Source organism: Kribbella sp. NPDC002412 (assembly GCF_053592935.1).
In genome coordinates, this window is sequence record NZ_JBSFBL010000008.1 from 186,689 (window position 1) to 208,148 (window position 21,460).

Sequence of the window (21,460 nt, forward strand, 5' to 3'; positions counted from 1 at the left end):
CCATGAAACGTCGGGTTTTGACCATCGTGATGGCGGTGGCGCTGGCCGTGCTCGGAACACTCGCCGTCCTCGTCTACGTCAACAACGCGGACGCCCGCGCGGTGGCGGGGCAGCAGGCGGTCACCGTTCTCGTTGCGGACAAGGCGATTCCGTCCGGAACCAAGGTGAGTGACGCGAAGTCGTCGCTGCGCAAGGAGACGCTGCCGGCCTCCTCGGTGTCCACCGAGGCCGTCGCGGAGCTCACCGCCGCCCAGGAGGCTCTGGTCACCTCGACCGACCTCCTCCCCGGCGAGGTGATCCTGAAGTCGATGCTGGTGGACACCGCGCAAGCCCCGGGTGGGCTGGTGATTCCGGACGGCAAGGTGGCGGTCACCATCACGCTCTGCACGCCGGAGCTCGTCGCCGGCAACGTCCGGGTCGGGTCCGAGGTCGCGGTGTTCGGCACGGTGGTCACCGGTTCCTCCGGCGAGGTCAGCGCGCAGCCGAACTGCACCGGACCGCACAAGCAGCAGGTCGGCAAGGGCGGCGTCGGCAAGACCGGCGTCGTGGTGCCCAAGGTGCGAGTGATCGCGATGGGTCCGGCGGCGTCGACGCAGCAGGACGACTCCAAGAACAGCAGCGTGTCGCAGCGATCCGCCGCTGCCCAGACCGACCAGACGCTGGTGACGTTCGCCGTCAGCCAGGACGACGCCGAGCGCCTGATCCTGCTGACCCAGACAGCGCTGCCGTACCTGGCGCTGCTCGGTCCGTCGGCCAAGGTCACGCCCGACGACCACGTCGTGCCGATGTTCCCGCCCGCGGCGAAGAAGAAGTGAGGCGATCGCGATGACCATCCTCTGCCAACTGGCCGCCTGGCCCGGCGAGACGACAGCAAGCACCGTCGACGACCTCGACACCGCGCTGCGCGCCCTGATCGACGACCCCGCCGAGGATCTGGTCGTCGTGGGCCCGGACACCGGGAAGGACGAGGCGCTCAGGTTCACCGCGCACCTGCGGATCGACCGGCCGGCCGTGGGCGTGATCCTGGTACGGCGGCACGTCGACGTCGACCTGCTCACCGAGGCGCTGCGAGCCGGCGTCCGTGAAGTCGTCGCCGCCGGCGATGACGCCGCGTTGCTCGCGGCCTGCGACCGATCCCGGGCGCTGTCGGGGCACGTACGTGCGATCGACGAGCCGGCGCAGGGACCGCAGGGCAAGGTCGTCACCGTGTTCGCGGCCAAAGGCGGTTGCGGCAAGACGACCTTCGCGATCAACATCGCCGCCGCGTTGGCCGCCGCCGACCAGCGGGTGTGTGTGCTCGACCTCGACCTGGCCTTCGGCGACGTGGCGATCAACGTCCAGGTCGAGCCGGTGCGCACGATCAGCGATGCGTTGCCGATGGCCGGCCATCTCGACACGACCGGGGCCGCCTCGCTGCTGACGCCGTACCGGCCTGGGCTGGACATGCTGCTGGCGCCGGTCGCACCGGGCGATGCCGAGAAGATCCCGGCCACGCTGGTCGGCGAGCTGCTCGCCGTACTGCGCGGGATGTTCGACTTCGTCGTGGTCGACACCCCGGCCCAGTTCAGCGAGCACGTGCTGACCGCGATGGACGCCTCCGACCACCACGTGCTGCTCACCACGCCGGACACCCCGGCGCTGAAGAACATGCGGATCACGCTGGACATGCTCGACCTGCTGTCCTACTCACGCGATATCCGCTCGATCGTGTTCAACCGCTCCGACGCGAAGGTCGGACTCTCCGCGAGCGACGTCGAGCGCGTGGTGCGCAGCACGATCAGCGCGCAGGTGCCGTCCAGCCGCAACGTCCCGATCTCGATCAACAAGGGCACGCCGATCGTGATCGCGACGCCGGCGCATCCGGTCAGCCAGGCGATCACCCGGTTCGCCCGCGAGCGCCTGTTGAGCCTGACCACGCCGGCACGGCACAAGGCCTTCGCGGTACGGCGTGGCGCGGGGAGGCGATGATGAACCTGTCCGAACGGCTGGCCCAGCGGCAGAGCCCGGCAGTCCGGCCTGTCCCCGCTCCGGCTCCTGAGGTGCCGCGCCGCGCAGCCCGGAACGCGGACCCGTTCGCCGGCGTGAAGCGCAGCGTGCACCAGGGACTGCTCGAGACCTTGGGCCCCAAGTTGTACGACGCCCACCTCGATCAGCACGAGCTCGAGCAGAAGGTCACGCAGACCCTGCAGGCAGTGCTGCAACGCGACGACACCCCGATGACTGTTTCCGACCGCGCCCGGGTGGCGCAGGAGGTCGCCGACGAGATCCTCGGCCACGGCCCGCTCGAGCCCTACCTGCGCGATGCCGGGGTCTCCGAGATCATGGTCAACGGCCACGACCAGATCTACGTCGAGCGCGACGGGCGGCTGGTCCCGGTCGACGCCGCGTTCACCGACGAGAGCCACCTGCGGCGCACCATCGACAAGATCGTCGCCCGGATCGGGCGCCGCGTCGACGAGGCCAGTCCGATGGTCGACGCCCGCCTGCCCGACGGCAGCCGGGTGAACGCCGTCGTACCGCCGATCGCGCTGGACGGTTCGCTGCTCACGATCCGGAAGTTCTCGAACGACCCGTTCACCGTCAACGACCTGATCTCGTTCGGCACCCTGACCGGCCCGGTCGCCGACCTGCTCCAGGCCTGCGTGCGGGGCCGGCTGAACATCCTGATCGGCGGCGGCACCGGCTCCGGGAAGACGACGACGCTGAACGTGCTGTCCTCGTTCCTGCCCGACGACGAGCGCATCGTCACGATCGAGGACGCCGCCGAGCTGCAGTTGCGGCAGGACCACGTGCTGCGGCTGGAGTCCCGGCCGTCGAACGTCGAGGCCCGGGGCGAGATCGCGATCCGGGATCTGGTGCGCAACTCGCTGCGGATGCGCCCGGACCGGATCATCATCGGCGAGGTCCGCGACGGCGCCGCGCTGGACATGTTGCAGGCCATGAACACCGGCCACGACGGCTCCATCACGACCGTGCACTCCAACGCGCCGCGCGACTCGCTGTCCCGGCTGGAGACGATGGTGCTGATGGCCGGCGTGGACCTGCCGCAGCGGGCGATCCGCGAGCAGATGGCCTCCGCGATCGACCTCATCGTGCACCAGGCCCGGCTCAAGGACGGATCGCGCCGGATCACCCACATCACCGAGGTGAACGGCATGGAGGGCGAGGTCGTCACGCTGCAGGACCTGTTCCTGTTCGACTTCCACGCCGGCGTCGACGAGCACGGCCGGTTCCGGGGCGCGCTGCGCGGCACCGGCCTGCGCCCGGGGTTCCTCGACCGGCTCGCCGACCAGGGCATCTACCTGCCGCCGCGGCTGTTCGGCCTGGAAGAGGTCGCGCGATGACCAGGACGATGACCGGGTCACTGCGTTCCTTGCTGGCTGTCGTGGTGGTGGGTCTCGCGGCCGTTCTGCCGGCCACCGCGCACGCGGACGGCGATCCGTCCGCTCGCATCGACTCCGTCCAGGTCAGCCCCGGCAAGGCCGGTTTCGTCCTGACCACTGCCAACGTCTCCGGACGGCTTGACTCGAGCACCGTACGCGTCCACGCCGACCGCACCGCACTGCCGGTCCGCGTGACTCCGCTCAGCAGCACGAAGGCCACCACGGCTCCGCCGCGCGCGGTGATGATCGTGCTGGACACCAGCGGCTCGATGGCCGGCACCGGAATCGTGGCCGCGCGTCAGGCTGCACTGAGCTACCTCGCCAGCCTGCCGGCCGACGTACAGGCCGGCTTGCTCACCTTCTCCGACCGGCCGCGACTGGTCGTCGCGCCCACGACGAGCCGCAATTCGGTTCGGAACGCGCTGGCTCGAGTCCAAGCCGTCGGAGACACCGCTCTGTACGACGCGGTCCGCGCAGGGATCGCGGCACTCGACGCCGCGCGGCTCGGCCCGACAGCTCAGCGCAGGTTGGTCGTGCTGTCCGATGGCGTGGACACGTCCAGCAAGGCCGCGCTGAGGTCGGTCACCAGTCAGCTGAGGGCCGATCGCATCCCTGCCGATGTGGTCGCCTTCCGGTACGGCAGTGGTGACGCGTCAGCTGCTCAGCAGATCGCGTCGGCCGCGGGTGGGCGGATCTTCGCCGCCCAGAACGCCGGTGAGCTGACGGCAGCGTTCGCTGCGGTGGCGCGCAACTTCACGGCACGCGCCAAGGTCGACTTCGACGTACCCGGCGAGCTCGCCGGTCGGCAGGTGACGCTGCGGGTCACCATCGGTTCGGTCAGCGCGAAGAGCTCAGTGACCTTTGCCGCTGTGACGCCGCCGCCTGCCAAGGCCACACCGGCGCCGTCCAACGCGGCGCAGCCAGCCCAACAGCCCGTCTGGTCCTGGCAGCGCCTGGCCCTACTCGGCGGTGTCTTCCTAGTGGTGCTGCTCGCTGTGATCCTCCTGCGCTGGCAGGGCGCACGCGACGACACCGCTCGACGCCTGGTCCAGCAGGTCAGTCACTACGGACCTCGCCAGGATGCTCACCAGCAGGGCGCGTCGGAGGGCGCTGCCGCCCAGACGGCGATCGGAGTCGTGGGCCAGGCCTTGCGCTCCAGCGGAGCAGAGCAAGGGCTCGCCAGCCGGCTCGATCTCGCCGACGTGAAACGTACGCCGGCCGAGTGGGCAGTGCTGACCCTGTGCGGCAGCGCCGCACTGGCGGTTGCGGTGATGCTCGTCGGCCTGCATCCGCTGCTGAGTGTGCCGATCGGGCTCGCCGCGGGCTGGCTCGCGCAGCACGTGTTCCTCAGCATCCGCATCGCCCGCCGCCGCGCCGCGTTCAGCGAGCAGTTGCCCGATGTACTGCAGCTGATCGTCGGATCGCTTCGCTCCGGCTTCTCGCTGGCGCAAGCCGTCGACGCCGTCGTCCGCGACGGCACGCAACCGGCCGCAGCCGAGTTCTCTCGTGCGCTGGCGGAGACCCGGATCGGCGTCGAGCTCGAGGACGGGCTCAACCGCGTCGCCGCCCGGATGCAGTGCGAGGACCTGCGCTGGGTCGTGATGGCCACCCGGATCCAGCGGGAGGTCGGCGGCAACCTGGCCGAGGTACTGCGGAACACGGTCGACACCATGCGCGAACGCGCGCAGACCCGGCGGCACGTCCGCGCCCTGAGCGCCGAGGGCCGGTTGTCCGGCTACATCATCGTCTGCCTGCCGATCGTGCTCGGCGTCTGGATGACGTTGACGAAACCGCAGTACATGAGTCCGCTGTTCAACACACCGGTCGGTCTGATGATGGTGGCCGGCGGCGCCGGGCTGATCGTCGTCGGCGCCTTCTGGATCCGCGCACTGGTCAAGGTGGAGGCGTGACATGACCACAACCGTGTTCCTGATCGGCGGACTCGCCGCCCTCGGCCTCGCCATCGTGCTGGCCGTGATCAGCATCGCCGCTCGACCCGCAGAGGGCGGTGTCGCCACCGCACTCGCCACGATCGACAGCCACTACACCCGGCAATCAGCCGAGGCCCAGCCGGAACGCGATCCGTTCGCGGCCCTGCCGGGCTGGCTGCGAGGCCTGGCAGTGCGCCTGTCGCCGACGGGCGTGGCCGCCAAGCTGCAACGCCGGCTCGACCTCGCGGGCAACCCTTCGGGGTGGACACCCGACCGGATCCTGGCCGCGAAAGGCCTTGGCCTGTTCATCCTCGGCGGCCTCGGCGCCGTCTACGGGCTGCGCAGCATCGGCATGCTCATCGTCGCAACCGCTGTGGGCGTCACCGCAGGGTTCTTCCTGCCCGACATCCTGCTCTACAACGCCGGCGAGAAGCGCCAGCAGAAGATCCAGAAGGCCTTGCCGGATGCCCTGGACCTGCTCACGGTCTGCGTCGAGGCCGGTCTCGGATTCGACGCGGCGATGTCGCAGGTCGCCCGCAACACCCGCGGTCCCCTGGCTGCTGAGTTCGCCAGAGTCCTGCAGGAGACCCAGATCGGCACGACGCGCCCGCAGGCCCTGCGGGCGATGACCAACCGCACGACGGTGCCCGAGCTGCGAGCCTTCGTGTCGGCGCTCATCCAGGCCGGCGAACTGGGCATCACCATCGCGGACGTACTGCGCGAGCAGGCCAAGGAGATGCGGTTGCGGCGGAAGACGCGCGCGGAGGAGAAGGCGCAGAAGGTGCCGGTCAAGATCCTGTTCCCGCTGGTGTTCTGCCTGTTCCCGTCGATGTTCATCGTCATCATCGGCCCGGGCGTGATCACCATCGCCGAGGTCTTGCTCGGGAAGTAGGCCTCAGCCGAGGGCAGTGCGGAGGCGGAGGGCGACCTGGAGGTCCAGGGCGCGGTCTGGTTGTTGCCAGCCGTCGCCCAGCAGGGCGGTGATCCGGTCGAGGCGCTGCTGGACGGTGTTGGGGTGGATGTGGAGTGCGGTGGCGGCTCTGGTTGGGCTCTGGCCGGCGGCGAAGTACGCCCGAAGGGTCCCGACCAGGTCCGTCCCGCGCTGGTCGTCGTACTCGATCACTGCTCCGAGGATGTGCTGCACGTGAGCCCGTACGTCGACCTCGGCGGCACCGATCAGGCCGGCGACGCCGAGGTCGTCCGGGGTCGCGGACTCGCCGGTGCGGCCGAGTCGCTGCATGGTGGTCACGAGATGGACTGCCTGCCGGTGTGCCTCGACGACTGGGTCTCCCCACGCTGCCGGGCCGGTGACGCCGATCGTGACGCCAGTCCGCTTCGCAGCCTCGGCCAACTCGCGTGCAGCGGTCGGCGCGTCCGTCCGAGCGACCAGGAGCACCAAGTCACCGCCGTACGGTCCAGAGAGGACCAGCTTGTCCTCCAGCGGCGCCGACAGCCGAGCCCGTACGGCGGAGTGGTCACCACGGCAGACCGCTACGACGAGGCGGTCGTGGCGACGGTTCGGTGCCAGCAAACGGAGGCGGTCGGTCAGTGTCCTCGGGTCGGCACTGCCACTCAGTACGTCGGCCAACAGGTCGGCCTGGGCGCGTTGGGACTGCTCGGCAGCCTGACGGCGGAACAGCAGCACCAGGGCAGTCACCACGGCGGCGCGCTCGACGATCCGCCGGTCCGCGCCGGACAGGTCGTCGACGCCGCCGATCACGAGTGCGCCGAGACGCTCGCGTTTGGCGGTCGCGGCCACCACCCAGCAGTCACCGACCCGGGTCAACCGGCCGGACTCCGATTCCTGCCACGGTACGGCGGACCGGTCCGGCGAGCCGGCGACCGCCAGTTCGTTGCCGACCGCATCGACCACGACGACCCACACCTCGAGGAGCTCGGCCAGCGCGGCGGCGATCGCGTCGACGTCACCGCCGGACAGCACGATGTCGGCGAACCGGTCGTGCGCAGCGGCCGCGTGCTCGGTCCCGGCGTGCGCCTCGGACAGCTGGTCGAGTGCGGCCGCGGTCTCGGCCGCCGCACGCACTTGGACGATCGTCACGGCCGCGAGTGCCGCCAGTGACCCGAGCAGCGACACCTCCTCGCGGCTGAACGGCCGGCGGGTCCGGTTGGACGCGAACAGTACGCCGACGAACGCTCCGTCGACGATGAGCGGCGTACCGAGGATGGCGACCAGCCCCTCCTCGCCGACGGCGTCGTCGATGTGGGTGGTGTGCCGGAAGCGCCGGTCGGAGGGGTAGTCCGCGGTCCAGTAGGGCTTGTAGGTCTCCGCGACCAGACCGCCGAGTCCGGCGCCCAGCGGGAGCCGGACTTGCTGGAAGGCGGCCGACACCGACCCGTCTGTCGCTCGCATGTACGTGTCGCCGCGTGCGTCGTCGTACAGCGTCAGGTAGGCCACGTCCGCGCCGAGCAGCGTGCGGGCTCGGTGGACGATGGTGTCGAGGACCCGGCCCGGGTCGCGGGTGGAGGCGAGCTCGCGCGCGACGTCGACCAGGGCGGACAGCTCGGTCTCGCGCTTCTTGCTGGCGTCGATGCCGGTCCGGATCCGCAGCGCAAGGTCCCGGGCGGCGGAGTCCTCCCCCGCCGCCCGGGCCAGCTCGCTCCCTGGCGCGTCCTCGGCCAGCAGCCGCAGAAGCTCCTCCACGGTGGCGATGATGCCACCTAGACCGTGGTCAGGTCCCGCTTGCGTGTCTCGGAGTACGACGTCACCGCGATCACGGAGATGGCTGCGCAGACTGCGACGTACACGGCGATCGCGTAGCCGGAGTCGTACGCCTTCAGCAGCGCGACCGCGATGAACGGCGCCAGACCACCCGCGATGATCGACGCGAGCTGGTAGCCGACCGAGACACCGGAGTACCGGACCCGGGTGCCGAACAGCTCGGTGAAGAACGACGCCTGCGGACCGTACATCGCACCGTGCAGCACCAGGCCGACAGTCACGGCCAGCGTGGCGAGCAGGAAGTTCTTCGTGTCGACCAGTGCGACGAAGACGAACGCCCAGATCCCCACCCCGAAGGCGCCGATCAGGTACACCGGCCGCCGACCGACCCGGTCGGACAGCGCGCCCCAGAGCGGGATGGCGCAGAAGTGCACTGCCGCACCGATCAGTACGGCGTTCAGCGCGAACGACTTGCCCAAGCCCAACTGCTCCTTCGCGTACGTCGCGATGACGATGGTGAAGATGTAGTAGCTGACGTTCTCCGCCATCCGCGCACCCATGGCCGTCAGCACCTCACGCGGGTAGCGGGTGATCACCTCGAGCAGCGGCATCTTGTCGGACGGCTGCTGCTTGGCCCGTGCCTCCTTGAAGACCGGCGACTCTTCGATCCGCAGCCGCACCCACAGGCCGACCAGCACCAGGACAGCGGACAGCAGGAACGGAATGCGCCAGCCCCACGAGTTGAAGGCCGCGTCCGACTGGAAAGCGGCCAGGCCGGCCAGTACGCCGTTCGCCAGCAGTTGACCCGCAGGAGCACCTGCCTGCGGCCAGGACGCCCAGAAGCCACGCCGTGCCGGATCACCATGCTCCGACACGATCAGTACGGCGCCACCCCACTCACCACCGAGCGCGAAGCCCTGGATGAGCCGCAGCACGGTCAGCAGGATCGGAGCGAGCGCACCAACCTGCGCGTACGTCGGCAGCAGGCCGATGGCGAACGTCGCGACGCCCATCATCAGCAGCGACAGCACCAGCAGGTTCTTGCGGCCCAGCCGGTCACCGAAGTGGCCGAACACCACTCCACCGATCGGGCGGGCGAAGAAGCCGACCGCGAAGGTGGCGAAGCTCAGCAGCGTGCCGGTGAGCTCCTCGCCCTTGGGGAAGAACAGCTCGCCGAACACGACCGACGCGGCCACGCCGTACAGGAAGAAGTCGTACCACTCGACGGTCGTGCCGACGAGACTCGCGCCGACCACCCGCACGATCGGCGTCCGGGTTTGGACCGGTTGTGTTGCTGTCATGACGGGCTCTCCTGAGCTAGTGGGCGGTCCAGCCGCCGTCGAGTACGAACGAGCTCCCCGTAATTGAGGCGGACGCCGGGCCGCAGAGCATCGCGACCAGTTCCGCCACTTCGTCCGGCTCGATCAGCCGCTTCACCGCGACCGGTTCGAGCATGACCTTCTCCAGCACCTCGGCCTCGGTCAGGCCGTGCGTGGCGGCCTGGTCCGCGAGCTGCGCGGTGACGAGCGGCGTACGGACGTAGGCCGGGTTCACGCAGTTGCTGGTCACTCCATGGGCCGCACCCTCCAGGGCGACCACCTTGCTGAGCCCCTCCAGCCCGTGCTTGGCCGCGACGTACGCCGCCTTGAACGGGCTCGCGCGCAGCCCGTGCACGGAGCTGATGTTGACCACCCGGCCCCAGCCGGCGCCGTACATGTGCGGCAGCGACTGACGGATCAGGCGGAACGGCGACTCGAGCATGAGGCGCACGATGTAGCTGAACCGCTCCGGTGGGAACTGCTCGATCGGTGCGACCTGCTGGACCCCCACGTTGTTCACGAGGATGTCCACGTCCGCCGGCAGTTCCGGCAGCCGCTCCAGGTCGGCCAAGTCGGCTACGACCGTCTCCACGCCCTCAAGCGCCTCGAGTCCGGCAGCGTCGTAGTCCACCGCGACGACCTGTACGCCGTCAGCCGCCAGGCGCCGGGCGCACGCGGCCCCGATGCCGGACGCAGCACCGGTGACAAGAGCACGACGTGGGGTAGCCATGCCGGAGACTTTAGGAATCCGGTGCTACCCCAGCCATGGGATGAACTCACACAAGTGACCGGTTGGGTATGTGACCACGGACTACCTGGGCAGCGGGACCTTCGACCAGTCGGTGTCCGAGGCGAGGTAGAAGCCCGGGTACGACGGCCTGGTTGTACGCCGTGTTCCGCCGGGCGACCTCGACCCGGTACTCACGAGACGATTACGGCAAGCGCTTTCCGGTTACCGTAGGACGGTCGGGTCACACTGTCGAGGAATCTGTCCACAACCGGCCGCGGCGGCGTCCAGACCATCGGACTCACTGACGACAGCTATCGAAACCGGCGCGGCTGATAGCTGGACCTTATGGTTGAAACATGGTCGATATCGAACAGCCGAAGAAGAAGGCCGCCGGCGTCCCCGCGGTGCTTTCGTCGTTCAAGTTCGGTTTCCGCGAGATGGGCCCGGTCCGGACCGGCAAGGTCTTCCTGAAGATGAACCAGGACGGCGGCTTCGACTGCCCGTCCTGCGCCTGGCCGGACCCGGACCACAAGCGCAAGCACGCCGCGGAGTTCTGCGAGAACGGCGCGAAGGCGGTCGCCTGGGAGGCCACCCGCAAACGGGTGCCGCGGGACTTCTTCGCGAGCCACTCGGTCGACCAGCTGAACCAGATCTCCGAGTTCGAACTCGGCAAGCTCGGCCGGATCACCGAGCCGCTGCTGCTCCGGGCCGGCGCCACCCACTACGAGCCGGTCGGCTGGGACGAGGCGTTCCAGGTCGTCGCACGGCACCTGAAGGGCCTCGACGACCCGAACGACGCCGTCTTCTACACCTCCGGCCGGACCAGCAACGAGGCCGCGTTCCTCTATCAGCTCTTCGTCCGCGCCTACGGCACGAACAACCTGCCGGACTGCTCGAACATGTGCCACGAGTCCTCCGGTACGGCGCTGACCCGGGTGATCGGCAGCGGCAAGGGCGCCGTCACGCTGGAGATGCTGGAAGAGTCCGAGCTGATCGTGGTCGTCGGCCAGAACCCGGGCACCAACGCGCCCCGGATGCTCAGCCACCTGGAGATCGCCAAGCGCAACGGCGCCGCCATCGTCTCGGTCAACCCGCTGCCCGAGCCGGGCCTGATGAACTTCAAGAACCCGCAGCGCGCGAGCGGCTGGGTCGGCAAGGGCACCCCGCTGGCCGACCAGCACCTGCAGATCCGGATCGGCGGCGACCAGGCGCTGTTCCTTGCCGTCGGCCACCTTCTGCTGGAGGCCGAGGCGGCGAACCCGGGCACGGTGCTGGACAAGGCGTTCATCGACTCGCACACCAGCGGCTTCGAGCTCTACGCGAAGCACAACACAGACCTCGACTGGCCGGCCGTCGAGCTGGCCACCGGGCTGCGCCGTACCGAGATCGAGGAGTTCGTGCAGCGGTTCATCGCGTCCAAGGCGACGGTGATCTGCTGGGCGATGGGCCTGACCCAGCACCGGGAGGCGGTCGCGACGATCAGCGAGATCGTCAACGTGCTGCTCCTGCAGGGGAACATCGGCAAACCCGGCGCGGGCCCATGCCCGGTGCGCGGGCACTCGAACGTCCAGGGCGACCGCAGCATGGGGATCTGGGAGAAGATGCCGGACACGTTCCTGGACCGGCTCGACCGGGAGTTCGCGGTCTGCTCGCCGCGCGAGCACGGTGTGGACGCGGCCGGCACGGTCAAGCGACTGCGGGACGGGACGGTCCGGGTGTTCGTCGCGATGGGTGGGAACTTCGCGTCCGCGACGCCGGACACCGAGGTCGTGCACCGCGGACTGCGGCAGTGCGACCTGACCGTGCACGTCGCGACCAAGCTGAACCGTTCGCACACCGTCACCGGTCGTGAGGCGCTGATCCTCCCGACGCTCGGGCGGACCGACCACGACCACACGCCTGCGGGACCGCAGTCGGTGACGGTCGAGGACTCCCAGGGCGCGGTCCACCTGTCCACCGGCAACCTGATCCCGCCGGCGCCGGAGATGAAGTCGGAGATCGGGATCATCTGCGGGCTCGCGCAGGCCGTCGTACCGACCGTCGGTGAGATCCCGTGGGCGGACTTCGCCGACGACTACAGCCTGATCCGGCGGCGGATCGGGCGGGTGGCCGACGGGTACGAGGACTTCGAGGACCGGCTGCGAGCGAACGAGGGCGGGTTCCTGCTGGCGCACGCGGCGCGGGACCGGCGCGAGTTCCGGACGTCCGACGCGAAGGCGCAGTTCACCGCGAACGACCTCAGTTGGCTGCCGACCGAGCCGGGCCGGCTGTTGCTGCAGACGATGCGCAGCCACGACCAGTTCAACACCACGATCTACGGGCTGGAGGATCGCTACCGCGGCGTGCACGGGACTCGCGAGGTGGTCTTCGTGAACCCGGACGACCTGGCCGAGCTGGGGTTACAGGACGGTGCGTACGTCGACATCGTGAGCGAGTTCCAGGGTGTCGAGCGACGGGCCGCCGGCTTCCGGCTGGTCTCCTACCCGACCGCGCGCGGGTGCGTGGCGGCGTACTACCCGGAGACCAACGTCCTGATGTCCGCCGACGACCTGGCCAAGGGCAGCAACACCCCGGTCGCCAAGGGTCTGACGGTCAGGCTGGAGCCAGTCTCGTCCTGAACCACGGCTGCAGCGCAGCGAGTACGACGGCTGTCGCCGCACTGGCGAGCCAGAGCCCTTCGGGTCCGAAGGACTCCAGCAGGCGCGTCACGGTGAGCGGCGCGATCGCGGTCGCGATCCCCCAGCTGAGCCCGAAGACGGCCAGGTAGCGACCGCGGGCGTGGTCGGGCGCGAGCCCCGAGGCCAGCGTGAGGTAGCGGGTCAGCAGGAACAGCTCGCCTAGGCTCCACAGCACTGTGGCTGCGAGGAAGACGGTCAGGCTCTGCGCGAACGCGCTCACCGCGAGACCGACGGCTACCAGGACATAGCCGATCGTCAGCGCACGGAAGTCGTCGAGATGCTGCACGCGGAGCAGGCGTTGGGCAACGATCAGGGTGACTGCCGAGACGGCGAGGATGAAGCCGGTGCCGGACTTCGGCAGGCCCTGCTCGAGCAGGGTGAGCGGTATGCCGATCACCAGCTGCATGTAGATGGTGGCAAAGACTGTGCCGCCGGCAAGCAGGAGCAGCAGCCGGCGGTCTCGCCACACCGCCGTCACGGACGCTCGCTCACTGTCTCGTCGTACGTCGGCCGGTAGCGCGCGGGCAACGAGGATCGCGCAGGCTGCGCAGGTGGCGGCGTCGGCGACGAACAACCACCGCAGGTCCCAGTGACTCAAGGCCGCGGCCAGGAGACCGGCGAGGACTCCGGCGGCTGCCATCGCGGCGCTGAGCAGGCCGTACGCCGCTGGTCGGTCAGCGGGCTCGGTGACGTCGGCGATCGTTGCCTGGCTGGGCGGTTCGTAGATCTCGAAGACCAGGCCGAGCAGCAGGGTGGCGAGGATCGCGGACCAGAGCTGGCTGGAGACAGCGATCCAGGTCTGCGCTGCGGCACAGCCGGTCAGGCCGAGGACAATCGTCCGGCGACGGCCCAGCCGGTCGGCCAACTGGCCGCCGAGCAGCCGGGACGGGATCGTCGCCGCGCCGAACAGGGCCAGGATCAGCCCGGTCTCACTGAGCGAGGCGCCGAACTCGACCGTGAGCACCACCCCGAGGAACGGCAACGTGAACGCCCCGATCCGGTTCACGGCCCGGGCCACCACCAGCACCCACACCGCGCCCGGCAGCCGTGGACGAACCGCTTGGGCTGCGATGCTCATGGCGACCTCCTCCTGCGTGACTATCTAAAGCGGTATGGTTAGTCACGCGAGATCGACTGTACGGAGAATGCCTGTGACCGGTCAAGTGTCTTTTGATAGTCACACGCGCAGCGTGCTGGCTGCTGCGGTGGAGTACGTGAACCGGCTGACGCCCGGCTACGCCGGCGGCTCACCCTTCGCTGCGCCCACCGACGCGGCACAGGCCGTCGGGGATGCACTGGCCGCGATCGGGTATCCGCGGCCCGACGTACCTCGGCCCGACGCGGAGCGACTCGTCGAGTTGGCCGGCCGGATGCGGATCGTTTTCGAGGCGGCGCAGTCAGATGACTTCGACCAGGCCGCGACGGAGGTCAACGCGCTGCTGCTCGACACGAACGCGCGGCCGCAACTGGATCGCGGCCGGGACCGGCCCTGGAGCCTGCACTTTCACGGACCGAACGACGAACTCGCCAACGGCTGGGCGGCCGGTTGCGCCGCCGGCCTCGCCATCGCCATCGGCAGCGACCTCGCCGGCCGCCTCGGCGTCTGCGCAGCCCCACAATGCGACCGCGTCTTCGTCGACGTCTCTCGCAACGCCCAACGCCGCTTCTGCTCCCCCCAATGCCAAAGCCGAGTCAAAGCCGCCACCCACCGAGCCCGCCAACAAACCTGAGCCCGTCCGGCACTCGGTGCGATCCCGCAGCACCTGCGCTCACGCCGCCTCCCTCGTCCGACAGGCGAGCGCCCCACCATAGTCCGGCGGGGCGCTCGCGTCGTACTCGAATTGTCAGCCGACCGGGGTGAGCTCGCGCTCCTCCTCTGCCGGAGCCGCCGGGGCGGCGTGCTTGGGGTGGCGGCCGCGGAGCCACTTCGGGGCCCACCAGTTGGCGTTGCCGAGCAGGGTCATGATGCTGGGCAGCACGACCGCGCGGATGATCGTCGCGTCGATCAGGATCGCGACGGCCAGGCCGACGCCCAGCTGCTTCATGTCCAGCGTGCTCAGCGTGGCGAAGACCGCGAAGACACCGATCATGACCGCCGCCGCGCTGGTGACCACGCCTGCCGAACCGGTGATGCCTTCGGCAACGGCCTGCCTGGTCGGCACACCGCGCAGCACCGCCTCACGGATCCGGCTGACCACGAACACGTGGTAGTCCATCGACAGACCGAACAGCACCACGAAGAGGAACAGCGGCAACCACGAGACCACCGCGCCGTTCGACCGGAAGTCGAGGATCCCTTCGGCCCAGGTGTTCTGGAACACCGCCGTCACGACCCCGTACGCCGCACCCGCGCTCAGCACGTTCAGGAAGATCGCGGTCAGCGCGACCACCACCGACCGGAACGTCACCATCATCACGATCATCGTCAGCAGCAGCACGAACCCGATCACCAGCGGCAGCTTCGACTTCGTGTGGGCCGCGTAGTCGACGTCCGCGGCCACGAACCCGCCGACGGCGTACTCGGCACCAGGCACCTTGCCGACGGTCTCCGGCATCAGCTCCTTGCGCAGCTTGGTCAGCGAGTCGCGCGCCTCCTGGCTACCGCCCTCGTACGGCGTTGCCACCTCCACCACCGTGACCGTGCCGTCCTTGGAGACCCGCGGCTCCTCGAGCCCGTCCTGCGCGTAGAGCTTGTCGCTCTGAGTGCGCTTGTTCAGCTCGGCCAGCGCGGCCGCGACCGCCGGCTGCTGGTTGGCCGGAGCGCGTACGGCGACCTCGTGGCTGGTGCCCGTGCTCGGGAACGCCGCGGTGAGCCGGTCGTACGCCTTCATCACCGCGGTGTCGCGCGGCAGGTCCTCGGTGCCCGGGAACTTCAGCGTCATCCCCAACGCCGGCGACGCGACCGCGAGCAGTGCGGTGACCGACACCAGCAACGTGGCCACCGGGTGCTTGAGCGCCGGCTTGAGCACTGCCGGCCAGAACCTCGGCTGCCCCTTGCTAGCAGTCAGCCGCCACAGGAACGGGATCCGCGGCCGGTCCACCCAGCGACCAAGCTTCGCCAGTACGGCGGGGAGCACGGTCAGCGACCCGACGACGGCCACCGCGACGACCAGGATCGAGCCGACCGCGAAGGACGAGAACACCGCGTCACGGGCCAGGAACAACCCGGCCATCGAGATGATGACCGCCATCCCGGAGACCACGACCGCGTGGCCCGACGTGGCCGCGGCGATCTCGACCGCGTCGACGTGACCGCGGCCCTTGGCGCGCTCCTCACGTTCGCGGCGCAGGTAGAAGAGCGAGTAGTCGACGCCGACCGCCATACCGATCAGCAGGATGACGCTGTTCACCGCGTCGACCGCCGGGACGAGCTGGGACGCGGCCGCGGAGAGGCCGATCGCGGCGGCGACAGCGGACAGCGCGAGCACCAGCGGCACGCTCGCCGCGATCAGCGCGCCGAACGCCACTAAGAGAATCGCCAGCGTCACCGGCAGGCTGAACATCTCCGCACGCTTGAAGTCCTTGCCCAGCGTCTCGTCCAGAGCCTTGCCGATGGACAGGCCGCCGACCTCCTCGATCCGGAGGTTCGGATACTGCTGCTGGACCTGGGCGGTGGTGTCGAGCAGCGGCTGCACACGGTTGTCATCGGTTCCGTCCTTCAGGGTGACCCTGACGATCAGGGCGTCCTTGTTCGGCGACGGCATCGGCTGAGCGACCTCCGCGACCCCACCGAGGGCGCGCATCCGCTGGATCACCACCCCCGCCGCCTTGGCCGCCTCGGCCTGGTCGAGCGTCCCGGACGGCGAGGTGATCAGCACGCTCTCCACGTCCGGGTCGGCGAAGTTGCCGGACTTCACGATGTTGTCCGCGCGGGTCACCTCGCCGATGTCGCCGTCGCCGTCGGACTCCTTGGTGCCGGTCACCGAGCCGACGGCGAAGCAGGCGATCACCACGACCACCCACATCGCGATCGCCCGCCACGGATGGGTGGCACTCCAGCGCGCCACCCGCACCGTGATCTGTCCCCTGGCCATACGTTCCCTGCCCCTCTGCGCCCCCTCTGGCGCCCCACCCAGCGCACCTGGCGTGGCGCTGGCTACAGGTCAAAAGCCTCGTCGCAGGAGGGTGGTCGCCACCATGCAGGAAGCCACCGAGTTCACCCTGAGGGAAACCCCACCCCTCCCCTGCGGCTTTCCCCACCCCAATGGGGGAGGCTGCCGGAGCGTGAGGAGCCGGACGCGAAGGGTGGTGCTCAGAAGTCGTCGAGGCCGAGGGAGGAGGCGGCCGAGATGCCTTCCAGATAGCCCTCGGCGCGCTCGGCCTTGGGGTAGCGGTGGACCAGGGCCCAGAACGCGGCGTTGTGGGCCGGCTCGACCAGGTGGGCCAGCTCGTGGATCAGGACGTAGTCCACGACCCACCCCGGCATCGCCTGCAGCCGGGTCGACAACCGGATCGACCGGTCCGCCGGAGTGCAGGAGCCCCACCGTCTGTTTTGGTTCGAAACCCACCTCACAGACGCAGGTTCGGGCACTTCGGGCAGATGCCGACACGCGAGTTCGTGTGCTCTGGCCAACAATTTTTCGTCCGACACGCGAGATCTGCTGCGCTGCTTGTCCAGTCGCGCCAGCATGGTCTCGACCCAGCGCGCCTCCTCGGCGGCGGACAGCCGGTCGGGCATCAGCACGACCACCCGCTCCCCGTCCCGGTACGCGCTGACGGTCCGCTTGCGCCGCTTGCTGCGGCGAATATCCACGAACGGCGGGATCGGGCGCGGTGGAGAGTCGGCCATGGCTCAGAAATGTACCCCCCGAATCCGACAACTTTCTTGCGTCCACATCCTGTGAATCGGCGTTTCCGCAGGTCAGACGCCAGATCTTGGGCCGGCCGAACCCGGTTGTTCACATCCTGTTCCCCCGCCCGTCCACAGTGCCCGGCGGCGCGCCCCACAGGTTGCACACAGGGTTATCCACAGGCGTGGACAACCGGCCCTTGCCTGCGCCGCCCGCGCCTCCTAGCGTCGGGGTCAGCAGGCTCCCGGACCGCCTCCGGGGCCGTTCGGAGGGGAAGCCGAGCGGTTCCGAAGGCGGCACCCCGGGAGCCTGCTCTGTGCTGGCGGACAGTCTGGAAAGGGCTTTCCCTGGGTCATCCCAGCGGCGCGCGGGCCGGGAGGTGCGCTTGAGCGTGCGCCTGGCTGCCGTAGGGTGAATCCCGACTGGGCCGAACGGCCTACGGCAGGACGGTCTGCCGTTAGCATCCACGACTGCCTGGGGTGAGAACCCCGGGCTGAAATTCAGAGCAAGGAGAGGGCCCTCATGGCAGAGACCTGGAGCGGCGAGTTCTACTGCGTCAAGTGCAAGGCCAAGCGCACCGCCGACGGCGAGGTCAAGGTCAACGACAAGGGCACGCGCATGGCCAAGGCCAAGTGCCCCGAGTGCGGTACGAACCTGAACCGGATCCTCGGCAAGGCCTGACGCACCAAGTCGTGGGGCGGTGCCCGGCACGCACGTGCCGGACGCCGCCCCTCGTCGTTCCCGGCCGCCCGCGGCACACCGGGCCCCCGGCCGGGGCCGGGCTTGGGTGACCGGACAGAATGGGAGGGTGTCGGACCTCCCCCGCAAGGCGCTGAGCCGGACCGCGAAACTTGCCAGCCTGCCGCTCGGCGCCGCCGGGCGAGCCACGGTCGGGCTGGGCAAGCGGATCGGCGGCGCCCCCGCCGAGACCGTGATCGCCGAGTTCCAGCGCCAGACCGCCGACCGGTTGTTCGCCGTCCTGGGCGAGCTCAAGGGCGGCGCGATGAAGTTCGGGCAGATGCTCAGCCTGATGGAGTCGGCGATGCCGGAGGAGCTCGCGGCGCCGTACCGGGCGACGCTGACCAAGCTGCAGGACTCCGCCCCGCCGATGCCGGCGTCGACCGTGCACACGATCCTGTCGCGGGAGCTGGGCCGCCGCTGGCGGGACCGGTTCGAGGAGTTCGACGACCTGCCCGCCGCGGCGGCGTCGATCGGCCAGGTGCACCGCGGCACGCTGAAGGACGGCCGCGAGGTCGCGGTCAAGCTGCAGTACCCGGGCGCCGCCGAGGCGCTGCGCGCGGACCTGCGCCAGCTCGGCCGGTTCGCCCGGACGTTCGGCACGCTGGTCCCCGGCCTCGACATGAAGCCGCTGATCGCCGAGCTGCAGGAGCGGATCGGCGAGGAGCTCGACTACGACCGCGAGGCACAGGCCCAGCAGCAGTACGCCGACGCGTTCAAGGACCACCCGGAGTTCGTCGTCCCCCGGGTCATCAAGCACTCCCCGAGCGTGATCGTGTCGGAGTGGATCGAGGGCCGGCCGCTGTCGTCGTACATCACCGACGGCACCAAGCAGGAGCGGGACGAGATCGGGCTGAAGTACGTCCGGTTCATGTTCAGCGGCCCGAAGCTGGCCGGCCTGCTGCACTCCGACCCGCATCCGGGGAACTTCCGGGTGATGCCGGACGGCCGGCTCGGTGTGGTCGACTTCGGGCTGTGCGCACGGCTGCCGGACGGCCTGCCGCCGGCGATCGGGCGGCTGCTGAGCATCTCGCTCGCCGGTGACGGGACCGCGGTCCGCGACGGGCTCCGGGCCGAGGGATTCATCAAGGCCCGGATGGAGATCGACCCGGACCAGCTGATGGACTACCTGGCGCCGTTCGCCGAGCCGGCCCGGGCGGAGACGTTCCAGTTCAGCCGCGCCTGGATGCGCGAGCAGGCGAACCGGACCAGCGACTTCCGCGGCCCGAACGCGTCGCTGGCGCTCAGGCTCAACCTGCCGCCGTCCTACCTGCTGATCCACCGTGTGTGGATCGGCGGCGTCGCCGTACTCTCCCAGCTCGAGGCCGAGGCGCCGTTCCGCGCGGTCCTGGACGAGTTCCTCCCCGGCTTCACCCGCGACTGACTGTCCCGGTCAGTGCCGGCCGAGCGCCGGGACTGAGCGGAGCGTGCGGACCAGCAGGACACTGATGACGGTCAGAGCGACCGCAGTGATCCCAGCCGCCGCGTGGAGGCCGTCGGTGAAGGCGTCGCGAGCAGCATCCAGTACGGCGGTGGGCGCTTCGGCGAGTGAGCTGCCGCCCTGCCCGTCCATCTGGCTGCGGTACGTCGCGGCGACCACGCTGCCCAGTACGGCGATGCCGAGCGAGTACCCGAACTCGTTCGAGGTCTGGGTCAGCGCACCGGCAGCACCGGCCTTCTCCGGCGGCACCGACCCGATCACCAGGTTGGTGCCCAGCGTCACCAACGGCGCGGCACCGATGCACTCCACGGCGAAGGCGACGACCAGGACGGCAGTCGACTCCGCCTGACTCATCACAACCATCCCGAGGATCGTGAAGGCGATGCCACCGGGGATCAGCACGCCCGGACGGATCCGGCGGGCCAGCCGCGGCGCCAGCTGGAACGCCACCGTCGACGTCACCATGCCCGGCACCAGCGCAATCCCCGCCGTCAGCGGGGTCATCCCCTGCACGAGCTGGAAGTACTGCGCGACGAACACCATCACGCCACCGGACAGCATCGAGTAGGTCATCATGCTGCCCAACGTCACCGTGAACGTCCGGCGGGTGAAGAGCCGTACGTCGACCAGCGGGTCCGCGAGCCGCCGCTGCCGCCGTACGAACAGCACACCGAACGCCACGCCCACGACCAGTCCGCCGACGGCCGTCGCACTCACGCCGTGCGAGGCCAGCTGCTTCAGCCCGTGCACGGCCGGCAGGATCGCCGCCAGTGACAGGAGCACGCTCACCACATCCAGGCGGCCCGCCTTCTCGTCGCGGTACTCCGGCAGCAGGAACGGCCCGACCGCCAGCAGCACCGCCATCGCCGGGACGCCGATCAGGAACGCTGAACCCCACCAGAAGTGGTCCAGCAGCACGCCGCCCACCACCGGGCCGACGATGGCGCCGACGGTGAAGCAGCCCGCCCAGACACCCAGCGCGGACGCCCGCTGGCGCGCGTCCGGGAACAGCGTCGAGATCAGCGACAGCGTGCACGGCGCGATCGCCGCCCCCGCGATCCCGAGCACGGCCCGGGCGCCGATCAGCATCTCCGGACTCGTCGAGTACGCCGCCACCACCGAAGCGACCCCGAACACCGCGGCCGCGGCCAGCAGCAGCCGGCGCCGGCCGATCCGGTCACCCAGGTTGCCCATGGTGATCATCAGCCCGGCCACCATGAACCCGTAGACGTCCAGGATCCACAGCTGCTCACTGCCTGTCGCGCCGAGCGCGGCCGTCACCGCGGGCACAGCCAGTAGCATCACGAACAGATCCAGTGACACCAGCAGCGTGGCGAGCGACAACACGGCCAGCCCGATCCATTGCCGCCGGGTCGCCGTCCCGGCCGCGCTCTCGGTGACTGTCATTGATCCGGTCCCTTCGCAGGAGTTCTTGCCCTCACTCCTGCGTCGGACGGATCACCGCCGGATCGACACCCCGATCCGCCGTCTTCTCAATCGACGCGGCTTTCTACCAGTAGACCGAGTCCAGCTTCCCCTCGATGTTCCGGACGTTCTCCCTGGTGCAACGGTCGCAGTACACCAGCTTCCGACCGTTCTCCACCGACGTCAGCCAAGTCAACGGCACCTCTTCGGTCTCCGCCTGCTGACCACACATCGAACAAGTAGCCCTGATCACGCGCATCAGTCTGCACCTCCCCCCAGCCGGTACCCCCTGCTCGACCGGGTCGTCGCTCTCGACGTCCTGGTCGCCGTGGTGATCTGCGGGCT

Annotated in this window: 17 protein-coding genes; 9 read left to right on the top strand and 8 right to left on the bottom strand. The window is 69.6% G+C overall.

The genetic code is table 11. From position 1 onward, the window contains the following. The first annotated feature begins 2 nt into the window (after positions 1–2). Genes cpaB through ACWCOV_RS09635 form a run of 5 tightly spaced genes read left to right on the top strand, consistent with a single transcriptional unit; the run spans position 3 to position 6,206 of the window. The gene (cpaB, locus tag ACWCOV_RS09615; RefSeq protein WP_449828797.1) at positions 3–815 is read left to right on the top strand and encodes a Flp pilus assembly protein CpaB; all 813 of its coding nucleotides are present in this window, start codon (positions 3–5) and stop codon (positions 813–815) included. Positions 816–825: 10 nt separating this feature from the next. Next, on the top strand, positions 826–1,968 hold the full coding sequence (locus ACWCOV_RS09620) for an AAA family ATPase (RefSeq protein WP_449828798.1): 1,143 nt from the start codon (positions 826–828) through the stop codon (positions 1,966–1,968). Then, positions 1,968–3,344 (top strand): CpaF family protein, encoded by a 1,377-nt coding sequence (locus ACWCOV_RS09625; RefSeq protein ID WP_449828799.1) that lies wholly within the window; start codon positions 1,968–1,970, stop codon positions 3,342–3,344. The genes ACWCOV_RS09620 and ACWCOV_RS09625 overlap by 1 nt, the downstream gene beginning before the upstream one ends. Further along, positions 3,341–5,293, top strand: coding sequence for a VWA domain-containing protein (locus ACWCOV_RS09630; RefSeq protein WP_449828800.1), 1,953 nt, complete (start codon positions 3,341–3,343; stop codon positions 5,291–5,293). Before ACWCOV_RS09625 ends, ACWCOV_RS09630 begins: the two co-directional genes overlap by 4 nt. A gap of 1 nt (position 5,294) precedes the next feature. Next, a complete protein-coding gene (locus tag ACWCOV_RS09635) occupies positions 5,295–6,206 on the top strand; it encodes a type II secretion system F family protein (protein WP_449828801.1) in 912 nt (303 codons plus the stop codon). Between the two features lie 3 nt (positions 6,207–6,209). Here the strand turns inward: ACWCOV_RS09635 and ACWCOV_RS09640 are convergent, their stop codons facing one another. From ACWCOV_RS09640 to ACWCOV_RS09650, 3 genes are read right to left on the bottom strand one after another with little or no spacing between them, the layout of a single operon-like run. Continuing rightward, positions 6,210–7,976 (bottom strand): helix-turn-helix domain-containing protein, encoded by a 1,767-nt coding sequence (locus ACWCOV_RS09640; RefSeq protein ID WP_449828802.1) that lies wholly within the window; start codon positions 7,974–7,976, stop codon positions 6,210–6,212. Between the two features lie 17 nt (positions 7,977–7,993). Next, positions 7,994–9,295: an MFS transporter gene (locus ACWCOV_RS09645; RefSeq protein WP_449828803.1), complete on the bottom strand. Its 1,302-nt coding sequence runs from the start codon at positions 9,293–9,295 to the stop codon at positions 7,994–7,996. 16 nt (positions 9,296–9,311) lie between these two features. After that, entirely contained in the window at positions 9,312–10,043 is a 732-nt protein-coding gene (locus ACWCOV_RS09650) for a 3-hydroxybutyrate dehydrogenase (RefSeq protein WP_449828804.1), read from the bottom strand. Positions 10,044–10,399: 356 nt separating this feature from the next. Here ACWCOV_RS09650 and ACWCOV_RS09655 point away from each other — a divergent pair, with 356 nt between their 5' ends. Then, positions 10,400–12,661: an FdhF/YdeP family oxidoreductase gene (locus ACWCOV_RS09655; RefSeq protein WP_449828805.1), complete on the top strand. Its 2,262-nt coding sequence runs from the start codon at positions 10,400–10,402 to the stop codon at positions 12,659–12,661. On the opposite strand, the gene ACWCOV_RS09660 is transcribed toward ACWCOV_RS09655, so the two are convergent. After that, positions 12,636–13,799, bottom strand: coding sequence for an MFS transporter (locus ACWCOV_RS09660; protein ID WP_449828806.1), 1,164 nt, complete (start codon positions 13,797–13,799; stop codon positions 12,636–12,638). The two genes, ACWCOV_RS09655 and ACWCOV_RS09660, sit on opposite strands and share 26 nt — an antisense overlap. 112 nt (positions 13,800–13,911) lie before the next feature. On the opposite strand from ACWCOV_RS09660, the gene ACWCOV_RS09665 reads away from it, so the two are divergent. Beyond that, positions 13,912–14,451, top strand: a complete 540-nt coding sequence (locus tag ACWCOV_RS09665; RefSeq protein WP_449828807.1) for a CGNR zinc finger domain-containing protein — start codon at positions 13,912–13,914, stop codon at positions 14,449–14,451. Positions 14,452–14,565: 114 nt separating this feature from the next. On the opposite strand, the gene ACWCOV_RS09670 is transcribed toward ACWCOV_RS09665, so the two are convergent. Both ACWCOV_RS09670 and ACWCOV_RS09675 read right to left on the bottom strand, forming a co-directional pair. Beyond that, a complete protein-coding gene (locus ACWCOV_RS09670; protein WP_449828808.1) occupies positions 14,566–16,755 on the bottom strand; it encodes an MMPL family transporter in 2,190 nt (729 codons plus the stop codon). Between the two features lie 218 nt (positions 16,756–16,973). Then, a complete protein-coding gene (locus tag ACWCOV_RS09675) occupies positions 16,974–17,510 on the bottom strand; it encodes a YgjP-like metallopeptidase domain-containing protein (RefSeq protein ID WP_449828809.1) in 537 nt (178 codons plus the stop codon). A 523-nt stretch (positions 17,511–18,033) separates the two neighbouring features. Between ACWCOV_RS09675 and ACWCOV_RS09680 the strand changes: the two genes are divergently transcribed. Both ACWCOV_RS09680 and ACWCOV_RS09685 read left to right on the top strand, forming a co-directional pair. Beyond that, entirely contained in the window at positions 18,034–18,192 is a 159-nt protein-coding gene (locus ACWCOV_RS09680; protein WP_012922897.1) for a DUF5679 domain-containing protein, read from the top strand. 127 nt (positions 18,193–18,319) lie between these two features. After that, on the top strand, positions 18,320–19,633 hold the full coding sequence (locus ACWCOV_RS09685) for an ABC1 kinase family protein (protein WP_449828810.1): 1,314 nt from the start codon (positions 18,320–18,322) through the stop codon (positions 19,631–19,633). Positions 19,634–19,642: 9 nt separating this feature from the next. On the opposite strand, the gene ACWCOV_RS09690 is transcribed toward ACWCOV_RS09685, so the two are convergent. Both ACWCOV_RS09690 and ACWCOV_RS09695 read right to left on the bottom strand, forming a co-directional pair. Continuing rightward, complete coding sequence (locus ACWCOV_RS09690) at positions 19,643–21,097, bottom strand: MFS transporter (protein ID WP_449828811.1); 1,455 nt, start codon at positions 21,095–21,097, stop codon at positions 19,643–19,645. Between the two features lie 103 nt (positions 21,098–21,200). Beyond that, positions 21,201–21,460 (bottom strand): hypothetical protein (locus ACWCOV_RS09695; protein ID WP_449828812.1); only part of this gene is annotated, 260 nt, incomplete at its 5' end.

What these genes read in the sequence shown, in the direction of transcription:
- ACWCOV_RS09625 (WP_449828799.1), top strand. Translation starts at nt 1,968, where the DNA reads ATGAACCTGTCCGAACGGCTGGCCCAGCGGCAGAGCCCGGCAGTCCGG.
- ACWCOV_RS09670 (WP_449828808.1), bottom strand. Translation starts at nt 16,755, where the DNA reads ATGGCCAGGGGACAGATCACGGTGCGGGTGGCGCGCTGGAGTGCCACC.
- ACWCOV_RS09620 (WP_449828798.1), top strand. Translation starts at nt 826, where the DNA reads ATGACCATCCTCTGCCAACTGGCCGCCTGGCCCGGCGAGACGACAGCA.
- ACWCOV_RS09680 (WP_012922897.1), top strand. Translation starts at nt 18,034, where the DNA reads ATGGCAGAGACCTGGAGCGGCGAGTTCTACTGCGTCAAGTGCAAGGCC.
- ACWCOV_RS09690 (WP_449828811.1), bottom strand. Translation starts at nt 21,097, where the DNA reads ATGACAGTCACCGAGAGCGCGGCCGGGACGGCGACCCGGCGGCAATGG.
- ACWCOV_RS09660 (WP_449828806.1), bottom strand. Translation starts at nt 13,799, where the DNA reads ATGAGCATCGCAGCCCAAGCGGTTCGTCCACGGCTGCCGGGCGCGGTG.
- ACWCOV_RS09650 (WP_449828804.1), bottom strand. Translation starts at nt 10,043, where the DNA reads ATGGCTACCCCACGTCGTGCTCTTGTCACCGGTGCTGCGTCCGGCATC.
- ACWCOV_RS09645 (WP_449828803.1), bottom strand. Translation starts at nt 9,295, where the DNA reads ATGACAGCAACACAACCGGTCCAAACCCGGACGCCGATCGTGCGGGTG.
- ACWCOV_RS09630 (WP_449828800.1), top strand. Translation starts at nt 3,341, where the DNA reads ATGACCAGGACGATGACCGGGTCACTGCGTTCCTTGCTGGCTGTCGTG.
- cpaB (WP_449828797.1), top strand. Translation starts at nt 3, where the DNA reads ATGAAACGTCGGGTTTTGACCATCGTGATGGCGGTGGCGCTGGCCGTG.
- ACWCOV_RS09635 (WP_449828801.1), top strand. Translation starts at nt 5,295, where the DNA reads ATGACCACAACCGTGTTCCTGATCGGCGGACTCGCCGCCCTCGGCCTC.
- ACWCOV_RS09655 (WP_449828805.1), top strand. Translation starts at nt 10,400, where the DNA reads ATGGTCGATATCGAACAGCCGAAGAAGAAGGCCGCCGGCGTCCCCGCG.
- ACWCOV_RS09675 (WP_449828809.1), bottom strand. Translation starts at nt 17,510, where the DNA reads ATGGCCGACTCTCCACCGCGCCCGATCCCGCCGTTCGTGGATATTCGC.